Source organism: Rhizobium sp. 42MFCr.1, from assembly GCF_000377185.1.
GTDB classification, from domain to species: Bacteria; Pseudomonadota; Alphaproteobacteria; order Rhizobiales; family Rhizobiaceae; genus Rhizobium; species Rhizobium altiplani.
Window position 1 is genome coordinate 1 of the sequence record NZ_KB897846.1, and the last position, 24,311, is coordinate 24,311.

Consider the following 24,311-nt stretch of genomic DNA (forward strand, 5'->3'; position numbering starts at 1 on the left):
CCGTTTCCTGTGGAATATGTCGGCCGCCGCGAGGGCGACTCGCACACGCTGGTTGCCAACAACGACAAGGCGCGGGAGATTCTCGGCTGGACGCCGCAGTATGATTTGTCTCAAATCATCCGCTCGGCGTGGAACTGGCACGCAAAATCAAACCAGCACTGAATGCATCCATGACCGGTCGACCGAACATTCTCCTGATCACCGCGGACCAGTGGCGTGGCGATTGTCTGTCAGCGACCGGGCATGCCTGCCTCAAGACGCCGAACGTAGATGCGCTGGCGGCAGAAGGCGTGTTGTTTGCGCGCCACTACGCCGGCGCGGCTCCATGTTCGCCGGCACGAGCCACGCTCTACACTGGCCTCTATCAGATGAACCACCGGGTTTGCCGGAACGGCTCACCCCTCGATGCCCGATTTGACAATCTGGCGTTGGCGGCGCGGCGGGCGGGCTATGATCCGACGCTGTTCGGTTACACGGACACCGCACCCGACCCCCGCGGCCTGGATCAAAACGACCCGCATCTGACGACCTATGAGGGATTGTTGCCCGGTTTCACGGCCCGGCAACTCCTTCCCGAACATGAAAAGCAATGGCTCTCCTGGTTGCGCTCGCGGGGGCACGCTGAAGCGCATACCCGCGACATCCACATTCCTGTTGGCGCGCGGCGCGGCGAGATCTCGAACGCGGCAACAGCCTATTCGAAGGACGAGACGCAGACGGCGTTTCTCGCAGGAGAGTTTATCCGCTGGCTGGGCGAGCAAGATGCGCCGTGGTTCGCGCATGTTTCGTTCCTGCGTCCCCATCCGCCATTTTCGGCCCCGCCTCGATACAACGACCTGTTCAGCCCGGAGGACGGTCCGCATTTCGCCCGGGCGAAAAACCATGAAATAGAACAGAGCGCACATCCTTACCTGTCCTATGCCATGCCGAGGGCAAAGAAGGGTAACTTCATCTACGGCGCAGCCGGTCGCGTCAACGACTGGGAAGACAGCGACTTCGGCGCGATCCGCGCCATCTATTATGGCATGATTGCCGAGGTCGACGCGCAGCTCGGGCAAGTTTGGAGCGCATTGAAGGAAGCCGGGGCCTGGGATAACACGCTGATCATCTTCACCTCCGACCACGCCGAGATGGCGGGCGATCACTGGACGCTCGGCAAGGGCGGCTTCTTCGACGGCAGCTATCATATCCCGCTTGTCATCCGCGACCCGCAGGCCGCCACGCGGGGCAGCGTTGTCGAGCGGTTCACGTCCGCGGCAGACATCTTCCCGACATTGTGCGACCGCCTGAATATCGAGCCGGAGAATGGTGTGGACGGACAATCGCTCCTGCCGCTCATGCGGCGCGAGCCCGGAAATTGGCGCGAAGCAGCCTTCTGGGAATTTGACTTCCGCGATATCGCCACTCAGGAGCCGGAAACTCATTTCGGATTGCGGTCGAACGAATGCAATCTTGCCGTCATCAGGGATGAGCGCTTCAAATACGTGCATTTCACAGCACTGTCACCGCTGCTGTTCGATCTGCAGGCTGATCCGATGGAATTGAACAACCTCGCGTCAGACGAAGCCTATCTGCCGGTGCGGCTTGCCTATGCCGAGAAACTTCTCTCGCTGCGTGCCCGCCATCTGGATCAGACGCTAGCCTTCACCGAACTTACCGAGAAAGGGCCGGTGAAGCACCGGCCCTGAGCTTCGTCACGCGAAGCGACCGAGATAGTCCATCTTGCCGACCGGAACGCCCTGGTTGCGCAGGATCGCGTGAGCCGTCGCAATATGGAAGAAGAAGTTCGGCAGTGCGAAGGTCATGACATACTCGTCGCCGCGGAACGTGATCTTGTTGCCCCCTGGAGACAGAGTGATTTCGCGCGTTTCCGTTCCCTCGAGTGCAGCCGGCGTAACGGCCGCAAGGTAGGCTTCTGTCTTGGCAACACGTGCGCGCAACTCGGCGATCGTCGCTTCGTTATCCTCGAATTTCGGCGCCTCGCTGGCGGTCAGTCGCGCAATCGCCAACTTGGCGCTGTCGGTCGCGCGCTGATATTGGCCTGCAAACGGCAGCATGTCCGAAGATAGCCGCGCCGCAACGAGATCCGCGCCATCGATGCCTTTTTCTTTGGCGAAGGCCTCGGCTTTGTCGAGATAGGTCTTCAACGTCTCAAGGCCACGTTGGAAGACCGGAACGGTTGATCGATACATCGAGATCGGCATCAGTTTCTCCATGGAAGGGCAGCGAAACTGCTGCCGCTGGCGCGGCCAATATAGTCATCGACATCGCGCTTTTCAGTGCCTGGCAGCCATCTTGGCGAGATTTTCGCCAAGCGCCGGCGGCCTCATCCTTCAATTGGACTTGACGCCTCCCATAGAAAATGGAATGAATATTCCGTGATACAAATTTCACGGTTCGTTTGTTCCGTTTCTTGACGGATGGCCAACGGGAGATGGCACGCAGCGAACAAGATACTGGCTTTTGGGCATGGCCCGAAGCTCCGGCGTGAGGAGGGTGCAGCCGGACACCGCTTTGTGGAGGAAAACAAAATGAAGAAATTTATCATGGGTACTGCCCTGGCGCTCGTCCTGTCGACGGCCGCTCACGCTGAAACCGTTGGCGTCTCGATGGCGCTGTTTGACGACAACTTCCTGACCGTCCTGCGCAACGGGATGCAGGACTATTCCAAGACCCTGAAGGGCGTGACGCTGCAGGTTGAAGACGCCCAGAACGACGTCGCGAAGCAGCAGAGCCAGATCCAGAACTTCATCGCATCCAAGGTTGACGCGATCATCGTCAATCCGGTCGACACCGACGCTACCGCCGCCATGTCGAAAATCGCGGCTGATGCCGGCATTCCGCTCGTTTACGTCAACCGCGAACCGGTCAACGTCGACAGCCTTCCGGATAAACAGGCCTTCGTCGCTTCGAACGAGCAGGAATCCGGTACGCTTGAAGCCAAGGAAGTTTGCCGCCTGTTGGGAGGCAAGGGTAAGGCCGTTGTCATGATGGGCGAACTCTCCAACCAGGCTGCACGCATGCGCACCAAGGACGTCCATGACGTCATTGCGACGGACGAATGCAAGGGCATCCAGATCATCGAAGAGCAGACGGCCAACTGGTCCCGTACTCAGGGGTCCGACCTTCTGACCAACTGGCTCTCCAGCGGTCTCGAGTTCGATGCCGTCATTTCGAACAACGACGAAATGGCGATCGGCGCCATTCAGGCGCTCAAGGCGGCCGGCAAGGACCTCAGCAAGATCGTGATCGGCGGCGTTGACGCTACGCAGGACGCACTCGCCGCGATGCAGGCCGGTGATCTCGATGTGACGGTCTTCCAGGATGCCGCAGGGCAGGGCAAGGGCGCGCTTGATGCGGCCCTGAAGCTCGCGAAGGGCGAAAAGATAGAGAAGAAGGTTTACATTCCTTTCCAGCTCGTCACGCCTGAGAACGTCAAGGACTTCGTCGCGAAGAACTAACGTTCGGAGAAATCGGGATGCGGGACAGGGTTCCGCATTCCTTCCCTCAGTCCGTGTCCGGGAGGAGATGAGATGGTTGTCAGCCCGTCTACAATGGCTGCAGTGCGCCAGAGCGGCGCTGTTCCGAATGCGGAATACCTGTTGAGCGCCGAAGGTGTCCGGAAGGAGTTCCCGGGCGTTGTCGCACTTGATGATGTTCAGTTCCGGCTGAGGCGCGGCACCGTGCATGCCTTGATGGGCGAAAACGGCGCCGGCAAGTCGACGCTGATGAAAATCCTCGCCGGCATCTATATTCCCGACAAGGGCGAAGTACGCCTCAAGGGCGTTGAGATCCAGCTAAAATCGCCGCTCGACGCCTTGGAAAATGGCATTGCGATGATTCATCAGGAGCTGAACCTGATGCCCTATATGACCGTCGCCGAGAACATTTGGATCCGTCGCGAGCCGACGAACAAGTTTGGCTTTGTCGACCACGCAGCCATGTTCCGCCAGACCGACGAGCTGTTTCGCCGGCTGAACATCGACATCGACCCGGAGATCCAGGTCCGCGAACTTTCCGTCGCCAGCCGGCAGATGGTCGAGATCGCCAAGGCTGTCTCCTACAATTCCGACGTCCTGATCATGGACGAGCCAACCTCGGCGCTGACCGAGCGCGAGGTCGAACACCTCTTTCGGATCATTCGCGACCTCAGAGCTCAAGGCATCGGTATCGTCTACATCACGCACAAGATGAACGAGCTGTTCGAGATTGCCGACGAGTTCTCGGTGTTCCGCGATGGCCGCTATATCGGCACTCATGCCTCAACAGATGTCACCCGCGATGACATCATCCGCATGATGGTCGGCCGCGAGATCACCCAGATGTTCCCCAAAGAGGACGTGCCGATCGGCGACGTCGTCCTCTCGGTCAAGAACCTGTCGCTCAACGACGTCTTCCGTGACGTTTCCTTTGACGTGCGATCGGGCGAAATCCTCGGCGTAGCCGGCCTTGTCGGCTCAGGCCGATCAAACGTCGCCGAGACCTTATTCGGCGTGACGCCCGCAACATCGGGCACGATCGAACTCTTCGGCAAGAAGACGACGATCGCCTCGCCGACCGTCGCAATCCGGAATCACATGGCGTTCCTGACCGAGGACCGCAAAGACACGGGCTGTTTGCTGATCCTCAGCGTTCTCGAGAACATGCAGATCGCCGTTCTCCAGGACAGGTTCGTCAAGGGGGGCTTTGTGCAGGAAAGCTCGATCGAGGCGACCTGCGAGGACATGGCCAAGAAACTCCGAGTGAAGACGCCCAACCTCGATGAGCGCGTGGAAAACCTGTCCGGGGGCAATCAGCAGAAGGTTCTGATCGGTCGCTGGCTGCTGACCAATCCGAAAATCCTCATTCTCGACGAGCCGACCCGTGGCATCGACGTCGGCGCCAAGGCTGAAATCCATCGCCTGGTGACAGAGATGGCGAAAAACGGAGTGGCGGTGCTCATGATCTCGTCGGAAATGCCCGAAGTACTGGGCATGAGCGACCGCATCATGGTGATGCACGAGGGTCGGGTGACCGGTTTTCTCAATCGCGACGAAGCAACGCAGATCAAGGTCATGGAGCTTGCCGCGCAGTAACGCGGCGTCCGGCAACCGAAGGGAGGATATCATGAATACCAACGCAGCTGAGGTAGCGGCCCCGCTTGCAACGCGCGCGCGCAGACGGCGTGTCCCGCCCGAGCTCAGCATTTTCCTTGTCCTGGTCGGCATTGCACTTGTCTATGAAATTCTCGGCTGGATCTTCATCGGCCAGAGCTTTCTGTTCAATTCGCAGCGCCTGACGATCATGATCCTTCAGGTCTCCGTCATCGGCATCATCTCGGTGGGTGTGACGCAGGTCATCATTACCGGCGGCATCGACCTCTCATCCGGCTCCGTCGTCGGCATGACGGCGATGATTGCGGCAAGCTTCGCGCAGGCATCGACCTGGCCACGGGCGCTCTATCCTTCGCTGACCGACCTGCCATTCTTCATCCCGATCGGCGTCGGCCTCCTCATCGGCCTTGCGGCCGGCTTTATCAACGGGCAGCTGATTGCAAAGACCAAGATCCCGCCATTCATCGCCACGCTCGGCATGATGGTTTCGGCACGCGGCATTTCGAAGTGGTACACCAAGGGCCAGCCGGTCTCGGGACTCACCGAGCAGTTCAATTTCATCGGCACCGGCATTTGGCCCGTCATCGTCTTTCTGGTCGTGGCGCTAATCTTCCACATTGCGCTTCGCTATACGCGCTACGGCAAGTTCACCTATGCGATCGGTGCCAACGTCCAGGCTGCGCGCGTTTCCGGTATCAATATCGAAGCTCACCTGATCAAGGTTTACGCCATTGCCGGTCTCCTTGCGGGCCTTGCGGGCGTCGTTACGGCAGCCCGCGCCCAGACTGCGCAAGCTGGCATGGGCGTCATGTACGAACTGGACGCCATTGCCGCGGCTGTCATCGGCGGTACGTCTCTGACCGGCGGCGTCGGCCGCATCACCGGCACGGTTATCGGTACGATCATTCTTGGCGTGATGACCTCTGGCTTCACCTTCTTAAGAGTCGACGCCTACTACCAGGAGATCGTCAAAGGCCTGATCATTGTGGCCGCCGTCGTGATCGACGTCTACCGCCAAAAGAAACGCGCCAAGCACTGATAGAAAACCCTTCGGAACGGGAGCCTCGGCTCCCGTTTCTCGTTTCTGCTAACTATTGCTGCGGAACAGCAAAATTTCTGAAAAAAGAGGTGGCGTATTCTGCCAGCTTTTCTATTCTGCGCTCTTCGTATCGCCCGCCCGGGCACACAGGAACGCAGATGCAATTCGTATTCGACGGCCATAACGACGTCCTCCTTCGGCTTTGGACACATGAAAGGGATGGCGGCGATCCAGTCGCTGAATTTTCAAACGGAACAGATTTGGGCCACATAGATGGCCCGCGCGCCAAAGCTGGCGGACTGGCCGGTGGCCTCTGCGCAATCTACGTGCCCTCCGGCGATCTCGTTTTTGCCGATCCCGACAAGAACGGCCACTACGTCACGCCGCTCGCTGCGCCCCTCGAGCCGCTGTCCTCGCTGAACATCGCCGCGGAAATGGCCGCCATCGCGCTTCGCCTGGACCGCGCCGGCGCCTGGCGCCTTTGCCGCACGGTAAAGGATATCCGCAAGGCCATGGCTGACGGGCTCTTCGCGGCCGTGATGCACATGGAAGGCTGCGAGGCCATCGGACCTGACCTGGCGGCGCTCGAAGTATTTTATGCCGCCGGCCTGCGCTCGTTGGGACCGGTATGGAGCCGCCACAATATCTTCGGACACGGCGTGCCCTTCGCCTTCCCTATGTCCCCGGACACCGCGCCCGGTCTTACCGAGGCAGGCTTTGCCCTCGTGCGCGAATGCAACCGCCTAGGCATCCTGATCGATCTGGCGCACATCACCGAGAAGGGCTTCTGGGACGTCGCCAAGACGACCGATCAGCCGCTTGTTGCCAGCCATTCCAACGCTCACGCGTTGACGCCAGTCGCCCGCAACCTCACCGACAAGCAGCTCGACGCCATCAGGGAAAGCCGCGGTCTCGTCGGCGTGAACTATGCGACCGCGATGCTGCGCAGCGACGGTCGCTCCGATGGCGATACGCCGCTGATCGATATGGTTCGCCACATCGACTACCTCGTGGAGCGCGTCGGCATCGACTGTGTGGCGCTCGGTTCGGACTTTGACGGCGCAACGATCCCCGAAGAAATAGGGGACGCCGCAGGGAACCAGAAGCTGATTGCCGCCCTCCAGCGCGTTGGCTATGGTGCGCGAGATCTCGAAAAATTGGCCAGCGGGAACTGGCTGAGGATTCTGGCTTCGGCGTGGGGAGAAGAAAACGCCTGAGCCCGCCTAAAGCTTTGCATTGAAATGGAAAACAGGGGAACCAAAAACCATGATAGTCAGCAAATTCAACCGCACATTCCGTCAACTTTCGGCAGGCGCTGCTCTGTCGATCATGATGGCAGCTGCACCTGCCGCTTTCGCGGAAACGCCGAAGGACACGCTGGTTGAAGGCTTTGCCTTCGACGACATCATCACCATGGATCCGGGCGAGGCGTTCGAACTGTCGACGGCCGAAGTCACGAGCAACACCTAACAGCTTGCTCGTCCGTCTTGACATGAACGACACTTCCAAGGTCAAGGGCGACCTCGCCGACAGCTGGACGGTATCGGATGATGGCCTGACCTACACCTTCAAGCTCAAGCCCGGTCTGAAGTTTGCCTCCGGTAACCCGATCACTGCTGACGACGTCGCATGGTCCTTCGAACGCGCCGTGAAGCTCGACAAGAGCCCCGCCTTCATCATCACCCAGTTCGGCATCAATGGCGACAACGTCACCGAAAAGGCGAAGGCGACGGATGAAAACACCTTCGTCTTTACCGTCGACAAGCCCTATGCGCCGAGCTTCGTGCTGAACTGCCTGACGGCAACCGTTGCCTCTGTTGTCGACAAGAAGCTCGTTATGGATCACGTCAAGTCCGTGACGCCGAGCGCCGATTACAAGTATGACAACGACTTCGGCAACGAATGGCTGAAGACCGGTTACGCGGGCTCGGGCGTTTTCAAGCTGCGCGAGTGGCGCGCCAATGAAGTTGTCGTGATGGAGCGCAATGACAACTACTACGGCGACAAGGCGAAGCTCAATCGCGTGATCTATCGCTTCATGAAGGAAAGCTCGGCGCAGCGCCTGGCGCTGGAAGCCGGCGATATCGACACCGCCCGCAACCTGGAGCCCGGCGATCTCGATGCAGTCGCCAAGAACGCCGATCTGACGACCGTCAGCGCCCCGAAGGGTACGGTCTATTACGTCAGCCTGAACTCCAAGAACGAAAACCTGAAGAAGCCGGAAGTCCAGGAAGCCTTCAAGTACCTCGTCGACTATGACGCGATTGGTTCGACGCTGATCAAGGGCATCGGCGAAATCCACCAGACCTTCCTGCCGAAAGGCCAGCTCGGTGCGCTGGATGAGAAACCGTATAAGCTCGATGTGGCCAAGGCCAAGGAACTGCTGGCGAAGGCTGGCCTGAAGGACGGCTTCTCGGTGACGATGGACGTTCGCAATACGCAGCCGGTAACGGGTATTGCCGAATCCATGCAGCAGTCGCTCGCCCAGGCTGGCGTCAAGATGGAAATCATCCCCGGCGACGGCAAGCAGACCCTGACGAAGTTCCGCGCGCGTACACACGACATGTACATTGGCCAGTGGGGCTCGGACTATTTCGATCCGAACTCGAATGCCGATACCTTCACCACGAACCCGGACAACTCGGACGCCGGTACCGTCAAGACGCTCGCATGGCGCAACACCTGGGAAGCGCCCGAACTCGACAAGGAAACGAAGGCTGCACTGCTGGAACGTGACGGCGCGAAGCGCGCGGCCATGTACGAGGACATCCAGAAGAAGTTCCTCGCCAACAGCCCCTTCGTGATCATCTTCCAGCAGATCGAAGTGGCAGGCGCCCGCAAGAGCCTCAAGGACTTCAAACTCGGCCCGAGCTTCGACACCAACTATGTCGGCCCGGTCGGCAAGGAATGATCCGGCAGGATTGATCCGTTGAGCATCGTTGAAACAAAGATGGAGGCACGGCCCAAACGGGGCCGTGCTGTTCCCATTGCCAAGGCGGTCGGGCGATTTCTTGTCGCCGCCGTCACGACTTATCTTGGCCTTCTGGCCGTAACCTTTTTCATCGGCCGCGTCGTACCGATCGATCCCGTCCTTGCCATTCTCGGTGATCGTGCGCCTACGCATGTCGTCGAGCGCGTCCGTCGCGAGCTCGGTTTCGACCTGCCGCTCTACCAGCAGTTCTTTATTTATCTGAAGAGCATCCTGTCGGGTGACTTCGGGACCTCCGTCCTGACCACCAATCCCGTCATGGTCGACATTAAGCGCGTGTTTCCAGCAACGATCGAGCTCGCGACACTCGGGACCATCATCGGCTCGGTCATCGGCGTGCCGCTCGGCGTGCTGGCTGCCGTTCGGCGCGGCAGCGTCGCCGACCAGGTTGTCCGCGTCATAGGTCTGATCGGTTATTCCGTTCCGATCTTCTGGCTTGCGCTGATCTCGCTCGTGATCTTCTACGCGCAATTGCGATGGGTGGCCTTCCCGGGCCGCATCGATATCGTATTCGAGTACAGTTTTACGCCGGTAACTGGCTTCTATCTGATCGACAGCGCCATGCAGGGGCAGTGGGACGTCTTCTACGATGTCTTCCGCCACATCATTCTGCCGGCCTCGCTGCTCGGCTACTTTTCGCTTGCCTATATCAGCCGCATGACGCGCAGCTTCATGCTCAATGAGCTCAGCCAGGAATATGTGGTTGCCGCACGCGCCAAGGGGTTGTCGGAGACCCGAGTGATCTGGGGCCATGCACTGCGCAACGCCGCCGTGCCGCTCGTCACCGTCATCGCGCTTTCCTACGCCGGTCTGCTCGAGGGTTCGGTACTGACAGAGACGGTTTTCTCTTGGCCGGGCATCGGGCTCTACATCACGAATTCCCTTCAGAACGCCGACATGAACGCTGTTCTCGGTGGCACCATCGTCATCGGCACGGTTTTCATCGGCATCAACCTTTTGTCCGATCTTCTTTATCGGACGCTCGACCCTAGGACCCGAAGCCGATGACGGTTCCCGCAAATCAATCAGCGCCGATGAGCCGCCGCGAGTGGCTGCTTTCCGATCGGCCGCAGTCGCGCAGACAGGCGCGATTGGGCCGAGCCTACGTGACCTGGCGCCAGTTCACCGCAAATCGCCTGGCCGTCGTCGGTTTGCTGATCATCATCGCCCTCCTGTTCGTGGCTGCGTTTGCGAACGTGCTGGCAACCCATTCGCCTATCGTTGGCGACCTGAAGAATGCGCGTCTTCTGCCGCCCGGCTCTGAGGGCTACTGGCTTGGCACAGACGACCAGGGCCGTGATATCTATTCGCGCCTTGTCTATGGCGCCCGCTTGACGTTGCTGGTCGTCGTTCTCGTTGCTGCCATCTCGGCGCCGATCGGTCTGATCGTCGGTACGGTGTCGGGCTACGCTGGCGGCTGGGTCGACGCCACGCTGATGCGCATCACCGATATCTTCCTGGCTTTCCCCAAGCTGGTTCTGGCCCTCGCCTTCGTTGCGGCGCTCGGACCTGGTATCCAGAACGCGATCATCGCGATTGCGATTACATCTTGGCCGCCCTACGCTCGCATTGCACGCGCGGAAACGCTGACCGTTCGTCGCTCTGACTACATCTCCGCGGTCAAGCTGATGGGCGCATCGCCTCTGCGGATTGTGGTCCGGCATGTGATGCCGCTTTGTCTCTCCTCGCTCATCGTGCGCGTGACGCTCGATATGGCTGGCATCATCCTGACAGCCGCCGGTCTCGGTTTCCTCGGTCTCGGCGCGCAGCCCCCGCTTCCGGAATGGGGCGCAATGATCGCGTCTGGCCGGCGTTTCATCCTGGACCAGTGGTGGGTGGCAGCCATGCCGGGCTTTGCGATTCTCATCGTCAGCCTCGGCTTCAATCTTCTCGGCGACGGCCTGCGCGATGCGCTCGACCCCAAGGAGAGCGGCCAATGACCGATCTCCTCACCGTTCAAAACCTCAAGGTCAGCTATCCCACACGCACGGGCGTGATCGAAGCCGTTCGCGGCGTCTCGTTCACCCTTGGCAAGGAACGCCTCGGCATCGTCGGCGAATCTGGTTCCGGCAAGTCCCAGACGGGGCGCGCCATTATGGGCCTGACGCCGAAGCACGGCATCGTGTCGGCCGACAAGCTGGATTTCAACGGCATCGATCTTCTCGCCACATCCGCCAAGCAACGTCGGCAACTGCGCGGCAAGCGCATCGCGATGGTCCTGCAGGATCCGAAATATTCACTCGATCCCGTCATGTCGATTGGCCGGCAGATCTGCGAAACGCTGAGGACGCACGAGAAAGTCGGCAAGGCGGAGGCGCGCGACCGCGCTCTCGCGATGTTGGAGGCAGTGCAGATCCGCGATCCGAAGCGAGTGTTCGACCTCTATCCGCACGAGGTCTCGGGCGGCATGGGTCAGCGCGCCATGATCGCCATGATGCTGATCGCCGATCCGGAACTGTTGATTGCCGACGAACCGACCTCCGCACTGGATGTCACGGTTCAGCTCGACGTCCTCAGGATTATGGACCGGCTTGTGTCGGAGCGCGGCATGGGGCTGATCTTCGTGTCTCACGATCTGCGTCTTGTGTCGTCCTTCTGCGACCGAGTCATTGTTATGTATGCCGGCAAGGTCGTCGAGGAACTCAAGGCATCCGATCTCAAGAATGCGCGCCACCCGTACACGCAGGGCCTGTTGAACTGCATGCCCCAAATCGGAGAAAGCAGGCATCCCCTGCCGGTTCTGGATCGCAAGCCGGAGTGGGCCGCATGAGCATTGCACTTTCTGTCGACAAGCTGAGCGTGATCTATGATCACTTCCACGCCCTGAAGGACGTCAGCGTCGATATCGAGACCGGCGAGTCATTCGGCCTGGTCGGCGAATCCGGATCCGGAAAATCGACGCTGCTCCGTGCCGTTGCCGGCTTGGCGCCGGTAGCAAGCGGTTCCATCAAGATCCATGGCGATCCGCTCGTCGGCACGAAGCGATCGAAGCCCTTTTACAGGCAGGTGCAGATGGTCTTCCAGGATCCATACGGATCCCTGCACCCGCGCCAGACCATCGATCGCCTCCTGCTCGAGCCGCTGGCAATCCACGGCATCAGCGACAGCGACACGCGGATCGCGCGCGCCCTCGACGAGGTCGGACTTGGAAACGGCTTCCGCTTCCGCTACCCGCACCAGCTTTCCGGCGGTCAGCGCCAACGCGTTGCGATCGCCCGTGCGTTGATTGTCGAGCCCTCCATCCTCTTGCTTGACGAGCCGACCTCGGCGCTTGACGCTTCCGTGCAAGCCGAGGTTCTGAACCTCCTCGAACAAGTGCGGCGTGATCGCAATCTGACCTTCGTTATGGTCAGCCATGATCTCGGCGTCGTCACCCATATGTGCGATCGCCTTGCTGTGATGCGAAATGGGACCGTCGTCGAGCGCCTGACCTCGGCCCAGCTGGCGCAGGCGGCCGTGACCGAGGACTACACGCGAAATTTGATGGTTGCCAGCAAGGGCTTCGTCAAAGCCTGAAAGGCAATCCTTTCAACGAATTGATTTTGCTGAGGCTCGCCGGGCCTCAGCGTTAACAATTAGCTAAAACACGACCATTCAACTAGACTATTGACACTCGCCTTACTTCTGTCATGATCCGGTTAACGCCCGTTAATTTTCGTGATCATGGAGATCAGGCATGTTTTTTCTCGGCGGCATGACCATGGGATACCTGCACCCCCCGGCCAAGACCGATAGAGAAGCTGCAACCACGACATCCATTCCCGCGGAGAAGGATCGGCGGCTTTTGGAAACACAGGCGGCAACGGTCAAGCCGCACCAGGGTGCAATAGAGGACCGTTCCTTGCTTTGGGCGTGGCGAACCCTCGTCTGATCACCGGAGGCAGATTTTTTATCGCGCACTGGCAGGACAGAATTTTATCTCTACTTATCAGATAGAGAAAATACGAAAATACGATCTACAAAAAAGAAAAGCGGAGAAAACGGAGGCAGCACATGGCAGATCTGGGTATCTCGCACGCTCATGTAAATCAGTATCGTCCCGCGCAGACCGCGCGACCGGCCACGAGGCGCGGCAAGATTCAGCTTGTTGTTCACGCTACGCTTGTTACGGCGGCATTTGTCTTCGTTGCTGCTCTCGTCTTTGGCATCTTAGGATAAGGCAAGAGCGCTGCGGCTGCTGCGCTGAAGATGCCGCTTCGGGAACCATCCGTTCCCCCGTTCATTCCCTTAGCACACTCGATGTGAGAAGGAGAATGACGATGAAAGGCATTTTACTCTGGTTGATCGGCATCCCAATCCCTGTGATTATTCTGCTCTATCTCTTCCATGCCTTTTAGAGCGGCGTTCTTTTCCCAGATTTTTGTGAAGGCGCGTCCATCTCGGCGCGCCTTTTTCGTTGACGGATCCAGCGGGCCTGAAGTTCCGACGGAACCAATAAGGCGACCTGCCGTTATTTGAGCAGCAAAAACAAAGGAGATCGCCATGCTTTACTATGCACTCGTATTTCTCGTAGTGGCGCTCATTGCCGGCGTATTGGGCTTCGGCGGTATTGCAGGTGCATCCGCATCCATCGCCCAGGTTCTTTTCTTCCTGTTCCTGATCCTTTTCGTTGTCTCGCTGATCATGCGCCTCGTGCGTCGCACCTGAGGACGAATAATATAGGAGTTGAAAGCCGGCGCTCTTGAGCGCCGGTTTTTTCGTCGGCACGCGAGATTAGCCGAGCGAGCTCCGCATCCTTTGAAACATCTTGACTTGAATTATCGCAATGGTGTCCAACTTTCCCGGAATGGCTTCAGAAGGGTGGAGGGCGCAGCGGAGCCGTTTACGCAAATAGCCCACACAGGTCGCGTTTAAACCGATTCGCATCGTCGGTTGATCGTCGTTTTGATTGTGTTGTCCGGGATCAAGAAACCCCGGCGCTGTTCATGCGGCAGTCATATTTGGCAGTGCAAAAGGCTACGCAAATCATCATAACTTTGCTTGGATCCAGAACCGAACCCATGTCAATTTCCGCCACGTCTCCGAGCCCGTCCCGCGAGTCCGAACCGAAGCAGATCGACCACAACGACTCGATCCGCTCGACCTACCTTTCCATCGAGAACATCAAGGCGATGGCCGCCACCGTGGCCGCCCGCGGCGTCGACTCGCTGCCCGCCTTTGCGCCCTTCGATTTCTTCGCGCGGCATAAGGAAAACGAGAAGGAGATCCTGCGGGTCTACCGCACCACGGCAACGGACGTGGAATCCGGGGAAACGATCACCCCCGCGGCGGAATGGCTGCTCGATAACCACTACATCGTTGAGGAAGCGATCCAAGAGATCCGTCGCGACTTCCCGCGGCGCTTCTATCGGGAACTGCCGACGATCAACGTGAACGGCGTCCAGATCCCACGCACCCTGGCGTTGGCTTGGCTTTATGTTGCCCACACTCAAAGCACGATTTCGCAGGAAAGCCTGACGGCCCTTGTCGATGGCTTCCAGCAGGGTGAAACGCTGAGGATCGGTGAGCTCTGGGCGCTGCCATCGCTCGTGCGCTACGTGCTCGTTGAAAACCTGCGCCGTATTTCGATCCGCGTCGAACGCAGCCGCCGGATGCGCCGGCGCGCCAATGAGGCTGCAGATGAGCTTGTGCGGCTGACGGAGCCGGCACAGGCGGCCGACTATCTCAGGTCGCTCGAGTCGCTCGCCGAAGACAACACCTTCGCGACGCAGTTCCTCTACCGCATGCGCGATGGCTCGCAGGCGTCGAGCGTGGCGATCGCATGGCTGGACGAACGCCTTGAAGCGCTCGGTCGCGACACCGAAGAGACGACAATGGCGGAGCACAGCCGCCTGTCCTCCGGCAACGTCACCATGGGCAACATCATTCGCAGCCTTCGCGAGATCGACGACACCGAGTGGTCGGTCTGGGTTGAACAGGTCAGCCACGTCGACAAGCTGCTCTGGGATCATTCCGACTACGGCGATCTCGATTCCGGCTCACGCAACAAGTATCGCAAGCAGATCGAAAAACTCGCCAAGCGCTCGCAGCTCTCGGAAATGGAGATCGCCCAGCTGGCGCTCGACATGACCGAGGAGGCGAAGGCCTCCGACGAGCCGCAACCGCACGAACCAAACGTCGGCGGCTTCCTGACCGGCGCCCAAAGACCCAAGCTCGAAGCGCGATCGAACTATCGCCCAACTCTGACCCAGCATTTCGTCCGCACGGTCCGCCGATTCAACTGGCTATCGATCGCCGTTCCGGTGATCCTGCTCACCATCATCGCCATGGCGATTGTTGGGAAGTTCATGGCGCATGCGGGCATGGGACCACTTGAGATCGCAATCCTGCTGATCATGTTCTCCCTTCCGGCTTCGGAAGGAGCAACCGGTCTCTTCAACACTGTGCTGTCGTTTTTCGTCACACCGGCCCGCTTGGTCGGCTACGAGTTCAAGGAGGGCATCCCCGAGGAAGCCCGTACGCTTCTGGTCGTTCCCTGCCTCATCTCGAACCGCGACAGCGTCGATGAGCTGGTCCGCAATCTGGAAGTTCATTATCTCGCGAATCCGCGCGGCGAAATCTACTTCGCACTGCTCAGCGACTGGCCGGACAGCCAAGTCGAGGAAACCTCGGCCGATCTCGAGGTTCTGGACTATGCCCGCCGCGAGGTCGCGAACCTCTCGGCACGCTATGCCTTCGACGGCAAGACACGCTTCTACCTCTTGCACCGCCGTCGTCTTTACAATCCATCCGAGGGCGCATGGATGGGATGGGAGCGCAAGCGCGGCAAGCTGCACGAATTGAACCTGCTGCTTCGCGGCGACCGCGATACGACCTACCTTCCCGGTGCAAATATCGTACCGGCAAACATTCAGTACGTGATGACGCTCGATGCCGACACCCGCCTCATGCGCGATACGGTCACGAAGCTCGCTGGCAAGCTTTACCATCCGATCAACCGTCCGGTCATCAATCCGGCCACGGGTCGCGTCGAAAGCGGCTACGGCGTGCTGCAGCCGCGTGTCACCCCATCGCTGACAACAGGCAAGGATGCATCGGTCTTCCAACGTGTCTTCTCGATCAACCGCGGCCTCGACCCATACGTCTTCACCGTCTCCGACGTCTATCAGGATCTGGCAGGTGAGGGCACGTTCACCGGCAAGGGCCTCTATCATGTCGACGCCTTCGAAGGATCCTTGAAGGGTCGCATCGAGGAAAACTCGGTGCTCAGCCACGATTTGCTCGAGGGCTCGATGGCCCGGTGCGCGCTCGTCACCGATCTAGAACTCGTCGAAGATTTCCCGACCCGCTACGAGGTCGAAACGTCGCGCCAGCATCGCTGGGCGCGTGGCGACTGGCAGCTGCTGCCGTACATGTTCAACCCGACGCACGGTGTGACCGGGCTCGGCCGCTGGAAGATGTTCGATAACCTGCGGCGCTCTTTGACGCCGATCGCATGGTTCTTCGCTTCGGTGCTCGGCTGGTATTTCATGAGCCCGCTCGGCGCGCTCGTCTGGCAGATCCTCTTGATTTTCTGCCTTTTCGTCGCTCCGACCCTCTCGCTGATCCACGGCATCATTCCACGCAGCAGCGATATCGTCGCCAGTGCTCACCTTTACACGGTCTGGTCCGATATTCGCGCGGCCAACGCTCAGGTAGCCTTGCGGATCGTGTTCATCGCCGATTCCGCTTGCATGATGGCTGATGCCATCGGTCGCTCGCTCTATCGCCTGCTTTTCAGCCACAAACTGATGCTGCAGTGGCGAACGGCAGCCAGCGTCCAGGCCGGCAAGCAGGGAACGATCCCGTCTTACTACAAGGCAATGTGGCACGCGCCGGTGCTGGCCCTCCTCGCACTCGGTTTAGCGGCCCTCTCCGGCGACAACGCCTACCTCGTCGGCGTTCCTTTCGCGTTCCTGTGGATCATCTCGCCGCTGGTCGCCTACTATGTCAGCCAGTCCGCCGAGACCGAGGACCGGCTTGAGGTTGCCGATTCCGTTTCCAGCGAGCTCCGCAAGATCGCGCGCCGCACCTGGCGCTATTTCGCGACGTTCACCACCGCCGAGCAGAACTATCTACCGCCGGACAACGTTCAGGAAACGCCGCACGTGATCGTGGCGACGCGCACGTCGCCGACCAACATCGGGGTCTACCTGCTGTCGGTCGTCTCGGGCCGCCATTTCGGTTGGTTCTCTTTCGAGGAAACCATAGAGCGGCTCGAACAGACGATCGCAACAATCGACAAGATGGAGAAATTCCGCGGGCATCTCTTCAACTGGTATCACACGGATACGCTGGAGACGCTTGGACCGCGTTATGTTTCCGCAGTCGACAGCGGCAACCTCGCCGGCCACCTGATCGCGATCTCGTCTGCCTGCCGCAACTGGGCGGAAGCGCCTTCGGCCCATATGCAGGGCAATCTCGATGGCGTCGGCGATACTGCCGGCATCCTCGCGGAAGTGCTGTCGGAGCTGCCGGACGATCGCAAGACGGTCCGTCCGCTGCGCCGTCGCCTGGAGGAACGCATCATCGGCTTCCAGAATGCGTTGGCTGCGGTAAAGCGCGAGCATGAGTTCGCATCCATCCGCATCATCAACCTGGCCGTACTGGCGCGCGACATTCAGAAGCTCGCGGCCAACCTCGATCACGAGGTGAAGTCTGCGCTGAGCGCCGAAGTCACGCGCTGGGCTGAGTCTCTGGTCAAGGTCTGCGAAGCCCACATTTCAGATAGCACCTTCGATCTGTCCAACATCGATGCGTTGCGTCCGCGCCTGATTGCCTTGCGTGACAAGGCCCGCGACCTCGCCTTCTCGATGGACTTCGGCTTCCTGTTCCGACCCGAGCGGCGCCTGCTCTCGATCGGATATCGCGTCGAAAGCGGCGAGCTCGATCAGGCCTGCTACGACCTCCTGGCGTCCGAATGCCGGCTCACCAGCCTGTTCGGCATCGCCAAGGGCGATCTGCCGACGGAACATTGGTACCGCCTCGGCCGCCAGGTCGTCCCGGTTGGCTCGCGCGGTGCGCTTGTCTCCTGGTCCGGCTCGATGTTCGAATACCTCATGCCACCGCTCGTCATGCAGGAGCGTGGCGGCGGTATCCTCAACCAGACCAACAATCTGGTCGTGGTCGAGCAGATGAACCATGCGCGCAAGCTGGGGATTCCGTGGGGTATTTCGGAAGCGGCCTTCAATGCCCGCGACCATAACCTGAATTACCAGTACACCAACTTCGGCGTACCGTCGCTCGGCCTGAAGCGTGGCCTCGGCCACAACGCAGTCATCGCGCCCTATGCGTCGATCCTTGCCAGCCAGTACGATCCTGACGCGGCGCTTGAGAACCTGCAGCGTCTGCGCAAGCTCGGTGCGCTCGGCAAGTTCGGCTTCCACGACGCCGTGGACTTTACGCCGACGCGCCTGCCGGAAGGCAAGACTTGCGCGGTCGTCTATAACTACTATGCTCACCACCACGGCATGTCGATCGCCGCGGTCGCGAACGTTGCCTTCAACGGCCATCTGCGCGAACTATTCCACTCGGATCCAGTGATCGAGGCTGCCGAGCTCCTTCTTCAAGAGAAGGCACCGAGGGATATTCCGGTCATGAGCGGCAAGCACGAGTCCGATACCCCAGCCAGCATCCAGGACGATCTCTTGCGCCCTGAACTGCGCAAGATCTACGACCCCGCCTCGCGCGATCGCGAGCTGGTCTTCCTCTCGAACGGCCACTACTCTCTGATGCTGACCGCAACGGGCGCCGGCTATTCGCGGTGGAACGGCCAGTCGGTCGCCCGCTGGAAAGCCGACCCGACAGAGGATCGCTGGGGCACCTTTATCTTCCTTCGCGATACGGCAACCAACGAATGGTGGTCGACAACGGCGGAGCCAAAGAGTGTCGAAGGCGAACAAGCTAAGGTTCTCTTCGCCGACGAAAAGGCGGAGTTCACCAAGACTGTCGGAGATATCACCAGCGAAGTCGAATGCATCGTTGCGACCGAGCATGATGCCGAGGCTCGACGCCTGACGCTCGTCAACACCGGAACGGAAGATCGCTTCATCGAGGTGACGTCGTATCTCGAACCGGTTCTGGCGACGGACGATGTCGATAACGCCCATCCGGCATTTGCGAGGATGTTCGTCAAGACGGAGATCGGCAAGCGTGGTGACGTCATCCGGGTCGAGCGCAACAAGCGTGATCCGAACGAGCCGAATATGGCCGTTGCCCACCTTATCGTCGACAACTCCGGCTCGACGCGGGACACGGAGTTCGAAACCGATCGCCGCAAGTTCCTCGGTCGGGGACGCAGCCTCGCAAACGCTGCTGCCTTCGATCCGGGCGCGACCCTTTCCGGCACGGACGGCTTCACCCTTGATCCGGTTCTCTCGCTTCGCCGCATCGTCCGCGTACCGCCCGGCAAGAAGGTCACGGTCACTTTCTGGACCATTGCCGCCCCGAGCCGCAATGAGGTGGACCAGGCAGTTGATCGCTACCGCCACGCCGACGCCTTCAACAACGAGCTCGTCCAGGCCTGGACCCGCACGCAGGTGCAGATGCGCCACGTCGGTGTCACGTCGCAGCAGGCAGCAGCCTTCCAGCACCTCGGCCGCCACCTGGTTTATCCGGATATGTATTTGCGAGCCGATGCTGCCGCGGTCGCGGCCGGGATGCAGTCGCAGTCGTCGCTTTGGCCGCTTGCGATCTCAGGCGATTTCCCGATCTTCACGTTGCGCGTCAACGATGACATGGATCTCGAAATCGTCAGGGAGGCCTTGCTTGCGCAGGAATACCTGCGCTCGCGCGGCGTCACCGCCGACTTGGTCATCATGAACGAGCGCGCGTCGTCCTACGCACAGGACATGCAGCACGCCGTCGACCAGATGGCCGAGAATGTCCGCCGCTTGGGTCAGGCCGATGGCTTGCGCCAGCACATCTTCACGGTCCGCAAGGATCTGATGGAAGAATCGACGTATCACGCGCTGATCTCGGCCTCCCGCGTGACGCTCCATGCCAAGAACGGCAAGATTATCGATCAGATCAATCGTGCCGCCGCACTCTTTTCTCCAAGCAAGGAAGAGCAGCAGGAACTGGAGCGCGCCGATCGCACGAGGACGTCAATCAAGCGGAGCGCCCCGAAACGCGCCGCACGGCCATCGAAGGTGGTCATCGAGGAAGAAGGCGATCTCAACTACTGGAACGGCATCGGCGGTTTTGCCGGCGACGGTCGCGAATACGTCGTGCGCCTTCCCGGGGGCCACGCAACGCCGCATCCGTGGATCAATGTAATCTCGAACGAAAAGTTCGGCTTCCATGTCTCCGCGGAAGGTGCGGGGTTCACCTGGAGCGCAAACTCCCGCGATTATCAGCTGACGTCGTGGTCGAATGATGCAGTCATCAACCGCGCCGGTGAAGCGATCTACGTCGTCGATCAAGATAGCGGCGCGGTCATGACCCCGTTCGCAAACCTCTCAGATCGCCAAGACATACGATTCGAAGCGCGACATGGTCTGGGCTATTCGGCCTTCTCCAGCGTCCAGAACGAGATCGCACTCGAGGTTACGCAGACCGTCGATCGCGAGAAACCGGTCAAGTTGCAGCGAATCCGGCTACGCAATACAGGCTCCAAGCCAAGAAAGCTGCGGATCTACGGCTACGTCGAATGGATTCTCGGCAACAATTCGCAAAAGTCCGCACCGTTCATCCTCTCGGAACACGACGCGGAAACCGGAGCGCTGTTTGCAAGCAATAACTACAGCATCGACTATTCCGGTCGTGTCGCTTTCTTTGTGGCCAGCGAGAAACCATCGAGCTTTACCGCCAGCCGCCGGGAATTCATCGGCAAGACAGGTACGATCCAGGCACCGCGTGCACTGAGCTTGGGAACTAGCCTTTCAGGCGCTACAGAACTCGACGGCGACCCGGCAGCGGTTCTGGCGTTCGATATCGAGATCGCACCGGACGAGGAGCGCGACGTCTGCTTCTTCCTCGGCGATACCAAGACGAAGGCGGAAGCGCGGGCGGTGATCAACGATATCCGCAAGGTCGCCTTTGACGACGTTGTCCAGGCAAATCGTTCGTTCTGGCAGGCGTTCACCGGAAAGGTGCAGGTTTCCACGCCCGATCAGGGCATGAACAATCTGATCAACACGTGGCTCCCCTACCAGAGCCTCGGCTGCCGCATCATGGCGCGCACGGCCTTCTATCAGGCAAGCGGTGCCTTCGGCTTCCGCGATCAGCTGCAGGACACGTTGGCATTCGTCATCCATGAGCCGTCGATTGCTCGCAAGCAGATCCTGAACGCCGCCTCGCGTCAATTCCGCGAGGGCGATGTGCAGCACTGGTGGCTGCCAGGCACTGGTGCCGGCGTTCGGACGATGATTTCAGACGACGTGGTTTGGCTCGCTTACGCGATCCATCACTATTGCAGCGTTACGGGAGACAAGAGCGTCCTCGACGAACAGCTCGCTTTCCTCGAAGGGCCGGCACTCCTCGAAGGGCAGCACGACTCCTTCTATCTGCCGGAAGTCTCCGAAGACAAGGTGAGCGTTTACGAACACGCGGCCCTCGCGCTCGATCTCGCCATCGCCCGAACAGGCAAGAACGGCCTGCCGCTCTTCCTCGGAGGCGACTGGAACGACGGCATGAACCGCGTCGGTATTGGCGGACAGGGCACCAGTGTGTGGCTTGGCTGGTTCCTGGCGGGCGCGCTCCGTTCATTCTCGGCGTATGCTGAGGAACGCGGCGACAAGGCGCGCGTCGAGCGGTGGACACAGCACCTGACCACCCTCAAGGCCGCACTCGAGACCGTTGCCTGGGATGGCGCTCACTACCGGCGTGGCACGTTCGACGACGGCAGCTTGCTTGGCTCCAAGGAAAGCCTCGAATGCCAGATCGATTCCATCGCCCAATCCTGGAGCGTGCTATCAGGGGAGGGAGATCCGGCGCACTCGGCGAAGGCGATGAATTCCGTGCTGGAGAAATTGGTCGATCCGGAAGCGCGGATCATCCGGCTCTTCACGCCGCCCTTTGCAAACTCGGCTAAGGATCCTGGTTACATCAAGGCCTACCCGCCGGGTGTTCGTGAAAACGGCGGGCAATACACCCATGCCGCGACCTGGGTTGTGCTGGCACTGGCTGAACTTGGCCGCGGCGATGATGCCCTCCGTTGCTTCGATCTGCTCAATCCGATCAGCCATGCGCGCGATCCGGCTTCGGCGGAACACTATCGCGTCGAACCCTACATCATCGCAGCTGACGTCTACGGTGAGGGCGCGCTCAGCGGGCGCGGCGGTTGGACCTGGTATACTGGCTCGGCCGGTTGGCTCTACCGCTCGGTGATCGAGGGCATCCTCGGCATCAGGGTGAGGGATGGCCGCTTGTACGTGCGTCCAGCACTGGCAAGCACATGGGACGGCTTCTCCGCCGATATTGAACGCGCAGGTGCTAAATACCTCATTTCGGTCTCAAAATCGTCCCATCCGAGGGGTTACGATGTGACCATCAACGGACGCGAAGTCACCGATCCCGACGAGGGATATCCGGTCGGATAACAGCATTTTTCCTGGCTAATGATCCGGCGATTCGTTGCGGCCAAAAGGGAACCCTTTTGGCCGCAACTGTGTTTGCATATCGGAAGAGCAGGAGAATTCCATGGCAATAGCGCGCGGGGCACCGATCGGCGCCAAGCAGAGTTCTGTGACGGTAGCGCCGGCGAAACGCGATACGCGGTTGGACGTTCTGCGCGGGCTCGCGCTCATCACGATTTTCATCAATCATGTTCCCGGTCAGATTTTCGAGAACTTTACAACCAAGAATTTCGGCTTCTCGGATGCCGCCGAGGCGTTCGTCCTGATTTCAGGCATTGCCGTCGGCTTGGCCTACGGCACGCGGTTTGAGCCAGGCGCGTGGCTCCAGACAGCAGTGAAGGCCACGAAGCGGGCGTTCACTCTTTACCTGGCTCACATGATAACGACGTTCATGACGCTTGCCTTGTTCCTGACGGGCGCCTGGGTCTTCCACCGCCCCGGCCTGCTGTGCGAGATCAACATTCTTGCCGTCCTCACCAATCTGAAGGCTGGTATTCCCTCGCTCGTGCTGCTGGGACATCAGATCGGCTACAACAACATCCTCCCGATGTATGGGGCCTTGATGCTGATGGTGCCAGTCATCCTTCTGCTCAACGCGGCAAGCCCTCTTCTCGCTTTGGCCGTCTCCGGCACCGTTTGGCTCTTTGCAGGCACCTACGAGATTGCGCCCCATAACATGCTGATCGAGGGCTATTGGTTCCTCAATCCACTGTCCTGGCAGTTCCTCTTCACGATCGGCATCGTCGGTATGATGCATGTCTGCCGCGGCGGCAAACTGCCGCACCACCCGGTCCTTTTTGCTGCTGCCGCCGCTTACGTCGCATTGTCCTTCGCCTGGGTGGTCGGTCAACTCTGGAGCTTCGGGACTGCGTTGGCAGCGCTCGGTCTGCCGCCGGTGCTGACCGGTTTCGACAAAACTTTCCTGTCCCTGCCAAGACTGTTGCACGTTCTGGCGCTGACGTATCTCGTCATCAATATTCCGGCAATCTCGCGCCTGCTTCGCCGGTCCGCAGACAATCCGCTGACCATTCTCGGCCGCCACTCGCTGAACATCTTTGTCGCCGGCACCATTCTGGCGATGGTTGGCCAGGTGGTGCTCTACATCAACAACCGCGACCGGATCGTCGGCCCGGTCTTCGTGGTTATCGGCATCGCCATCCAGTTTGCCTACGCCTACCATCTTGAGCGTAAGCGCAAGCTCGAGACAGGCGGCCGAAACAGGTTGCCCAACCGAACGCTGGTGCCGGTTCCTGTCCGCATCGATCGCTCGCGGGATCGGCGCTAGACGGCGGTGGCATCAGGCTGCTGGAAGATCGCAAGTCCGCCGCCACGCCGCCGCATCTGATCGCAAAAACCTTGACTCCTGTGGAAAACCTTCTAAGAGCAACGGCGGAAAAGGAATATCCATGGTTCGCGACGCACACGCAATTGCTGCATGCAATGACCGGGCACAAGGTGCCGGGATGGATATTGCCGTTCCGGTTTCTTCCAAAACCAAGGCCAAAACGACGACGAAAACCGTCTGACGTCTCTGGCCTGCCGCTCTCTCCCCGGCCCGGCTGGGGACAAGGAAGCCGCGATATTTGCGCGCTTTCCCCCTCACCGGACAAGAGGAGAGAAGAGAAAGAGAGCTT

General features: G+C 59.9%; 16 protein-coding genes and 2 pseudogenes. 16 read left to right on the plus strand and 2 right to left on the minus strand.

All coding sequences use genetic code 11. From position 1 onward, the window contains the following. Window positions 1-162: pseudogene (locus C934_RS34800) on the plus strand (UDP-glucose 4-epimerase GalE); the annotation flags it as partial. A gap of 8 nt (window positions 163-170) precedes the next feature. Beyond that, the gene (locus C934_RS0122830) at window positions 171-1,688 is read left to right on the plus strand and encodes an alkaline phosphatase family protein (RefSeq protein WP_018858910.1); all 1,518 of its coding nucleotides are present in this window, start codon (window positions 171-173) and stop codon (window positions 1,686-1,688) included. A gap of 6 nt (window positions 1,689-1,694) precedes the next feature. Here the strand turns inward: C934_RS0122830 and C934_RS0122835 are convergent, their stop codons facing one another. Then, complete coding sequence (locus C934_RS0122835; RefSeq protein ID WP_018858911.1) at window positions 1,695-2,204, minus strand: DUF1993 domain-containing protein; 510 nt, start codon at window positions 2,202-2,204, stop codon at window positions 1,695-1,697. Between the two features lie 327 nt (window positions 2,205-2,531). Here C934_RS0122835 and C934_RS0122840 point away from each other — a divergent pair, with 327 nt between their 5' ends. The 10 genes and pseudogenes from C934_RS0122840 (at window position 2,532) to C934_RS0122885 (ending at window position 12,992) form a co-directional block, all read left to right on the plus strand. Further along, window positions 2,532-3,461, plus strand: coding sequence for a sugar ABC transporter substrate-binding protein (locus C934_RS0122840; protein ID WP_018858912.1), 930 nt, complete (start codon window positions 2,532-2,534; stop codon window positions 3,459-3,461). 72 nt (window positions 3,462-3,533) lie between these two features. Next, window positions 3,534-5,075, plus strand: a complete 1,542-nt coding sequence (locus tag C934_RS0122845) for a sugar ABC transporter ATP-binding protein (RefSeq protein WP_026372010.1) — start codon at window positions 3,534-3,536, stop codon at window positions 5,073-5,075. Window positions 5,076-5,106: 31 nt separating this feature from the next. After that, window positions 5,107-6,132, plus strand: coding sequence for an ABC transporter permease (locus tag C934_RS0122850; RefSeq protein WP_018858914.1), 1,026 nt, complete (start codon window positions 5,107-5,109; stop codon window positions 6,130-6,132). Window positions 6,133-6,290: 158 nt separating this feature from the next. Beyond that, window positions 6,291-7,349, plus strand: coding sequence for a dipeptidase (locus tag C934_RS0122855; protein ID WP_018858915.1), 1,059 nt, complete (start codon window positions 6,291-6,293; stop codon window positions 7,347-7,349). Between the two features lie 49 nt (window positions 7,350-7,398). Further along, window positions 7,399-9,043, plus strand: a pseudogene (locus tag C934_RS32395) (ABC transporter substrate-binding protein). Window positions 9,044-9,061: 18 nt separating this feature from the next. Then, complete coding sequence (locus C934_RS0122865) at window positions 9,062-10,129, plus strand: ABC transporter permease (protein WP_026372011.1); 1,068 nt, start codon at window positions 9,062-9,064, stop codon at window positions 10,127-10,129. Then, window positions 10,126-11,061 (plus strand): ABC transporter permease, encoded by a 936-nt coding sequence (locus C934_RS0122870; protein WP_018858917.1) that lies wholly within the window; start codon window positions 10,126-10,128, stop codon window positions 11,059-11,061. Before C934_RS0122865 ends, C934_RS0122870 begins: the two co-directional genes overlap by 4 nt. Continuing rightward, a complete protein-coding gene (locus C934_RS0122875) occupies window positions 11,058-11,891 on the plus strand; it encodes an ABC transporter ATP-binding protein (protein ID WP_018858918.1) in 834 nt (277 codons plus the stop codon). Before C934_RS0122870 ends, C934_RS0122875 begins: the two co-directional genes overlap by 4 nt. Beyond that, window positions 11,888-12,637, plus strand: a complete 750-nt coding sequence (locus C934_RS0122880) for an ABC transporter ATP-binding protein (RefSeq protein WP_018858919.1) — start codon at window positions 11,888-11,890, stop codon at window positions 12,635-12,637. The genes C934_RS0122875 and C934_RS0122880 overlap by 4 nt, the downstream gene beginning before the upstream one ends. A 160-nt stretch (window positions 12,638-12,797) precedes the next feature. Continuing rightward, window positions 12,798-12,992: a hypothetical protein gene (locus C934_RS0122885; RefSeq protein WP_018858920.1), complete on the plus strand. Its 195-nt coding sequence runs from the start codon at window positions 12,798-12,800 to the stop codon at window positions 12,990-12,992. A 400-nt stretch (window positions 12,993-13,392) separates the two neighbouring features. On the opposite strand, the gene C934_RS35245 is transcribed toward C934_RS0122885, so the two are convergent. After that, window positions 13,393-13,605: a hypothetical protein gene (locus tag C934_RS35245; protein WP_162763371.1), complete on the minus strand. Its 213-nt coding sequence runs from the start codon at window positions 13,603-13,605 to the stop codon at window positions 13,393-13,395. Here C934_RS35245 and C934_RS33970 point away from each other — a divergent pair. The 4 genes from C934_RS33970 (at window position 13,604) to C934_RS35820 (ending at window position 24,203) form a co-directional block, all read left to right on the plus strand. Beyond that, window positions 13,604-13,768, plus strand: coding sequence for a DUF1328 domain-containing protein (locus C934_RS33970; protein WP_018858923.1), 165 nt, complete (start codon window positions 13,604-13,606; stop codon window positions 13,766-13,768). The two genes, C934_RS35245 and C934_RS33970, sit on opposite strands and share 2 nt — an antisense overlap. 353 nt (window positions 13,769-14,121) lie before the next feature. Then, entirely contained in the window at window positions 14,122-22,641 is an 8,520-nt protein-coding gene (locus C934_RS0122905; RefSeq protein ID WP_018858924.1) for a GH36-type glycosyl hydrolase domain-containing protein, read from the plus strand. Between the two features lie 100 nt (window positions 22,642-22,741). Continuing rightward, on the plus strand, window positions 22,742-23,962 hold the full coding sequence (locus C934_RS0122910; protein WP_018858925.1) for an OpgC family protein: 1,221 nt from the start codon (window positions 22,742-22,744) through the stop codon (window positions 23,960-23,962). Then, a complete protein-coding gene (locus tag C934_RS35820; RefSeq protein WP_051085612.1) occupies window positions 23,952-24,203 on the plus strand; it encodes a hypothetical protein in 252 nt (83 codons plus the stop codon). Before C934_RS0122910 ends, C934_RS35820 begins: the two co-directional genes overlap by 11 nt. The last annotated feature ends 108 nt before the right edge of the window (window positions 24,204-24,311 follow it).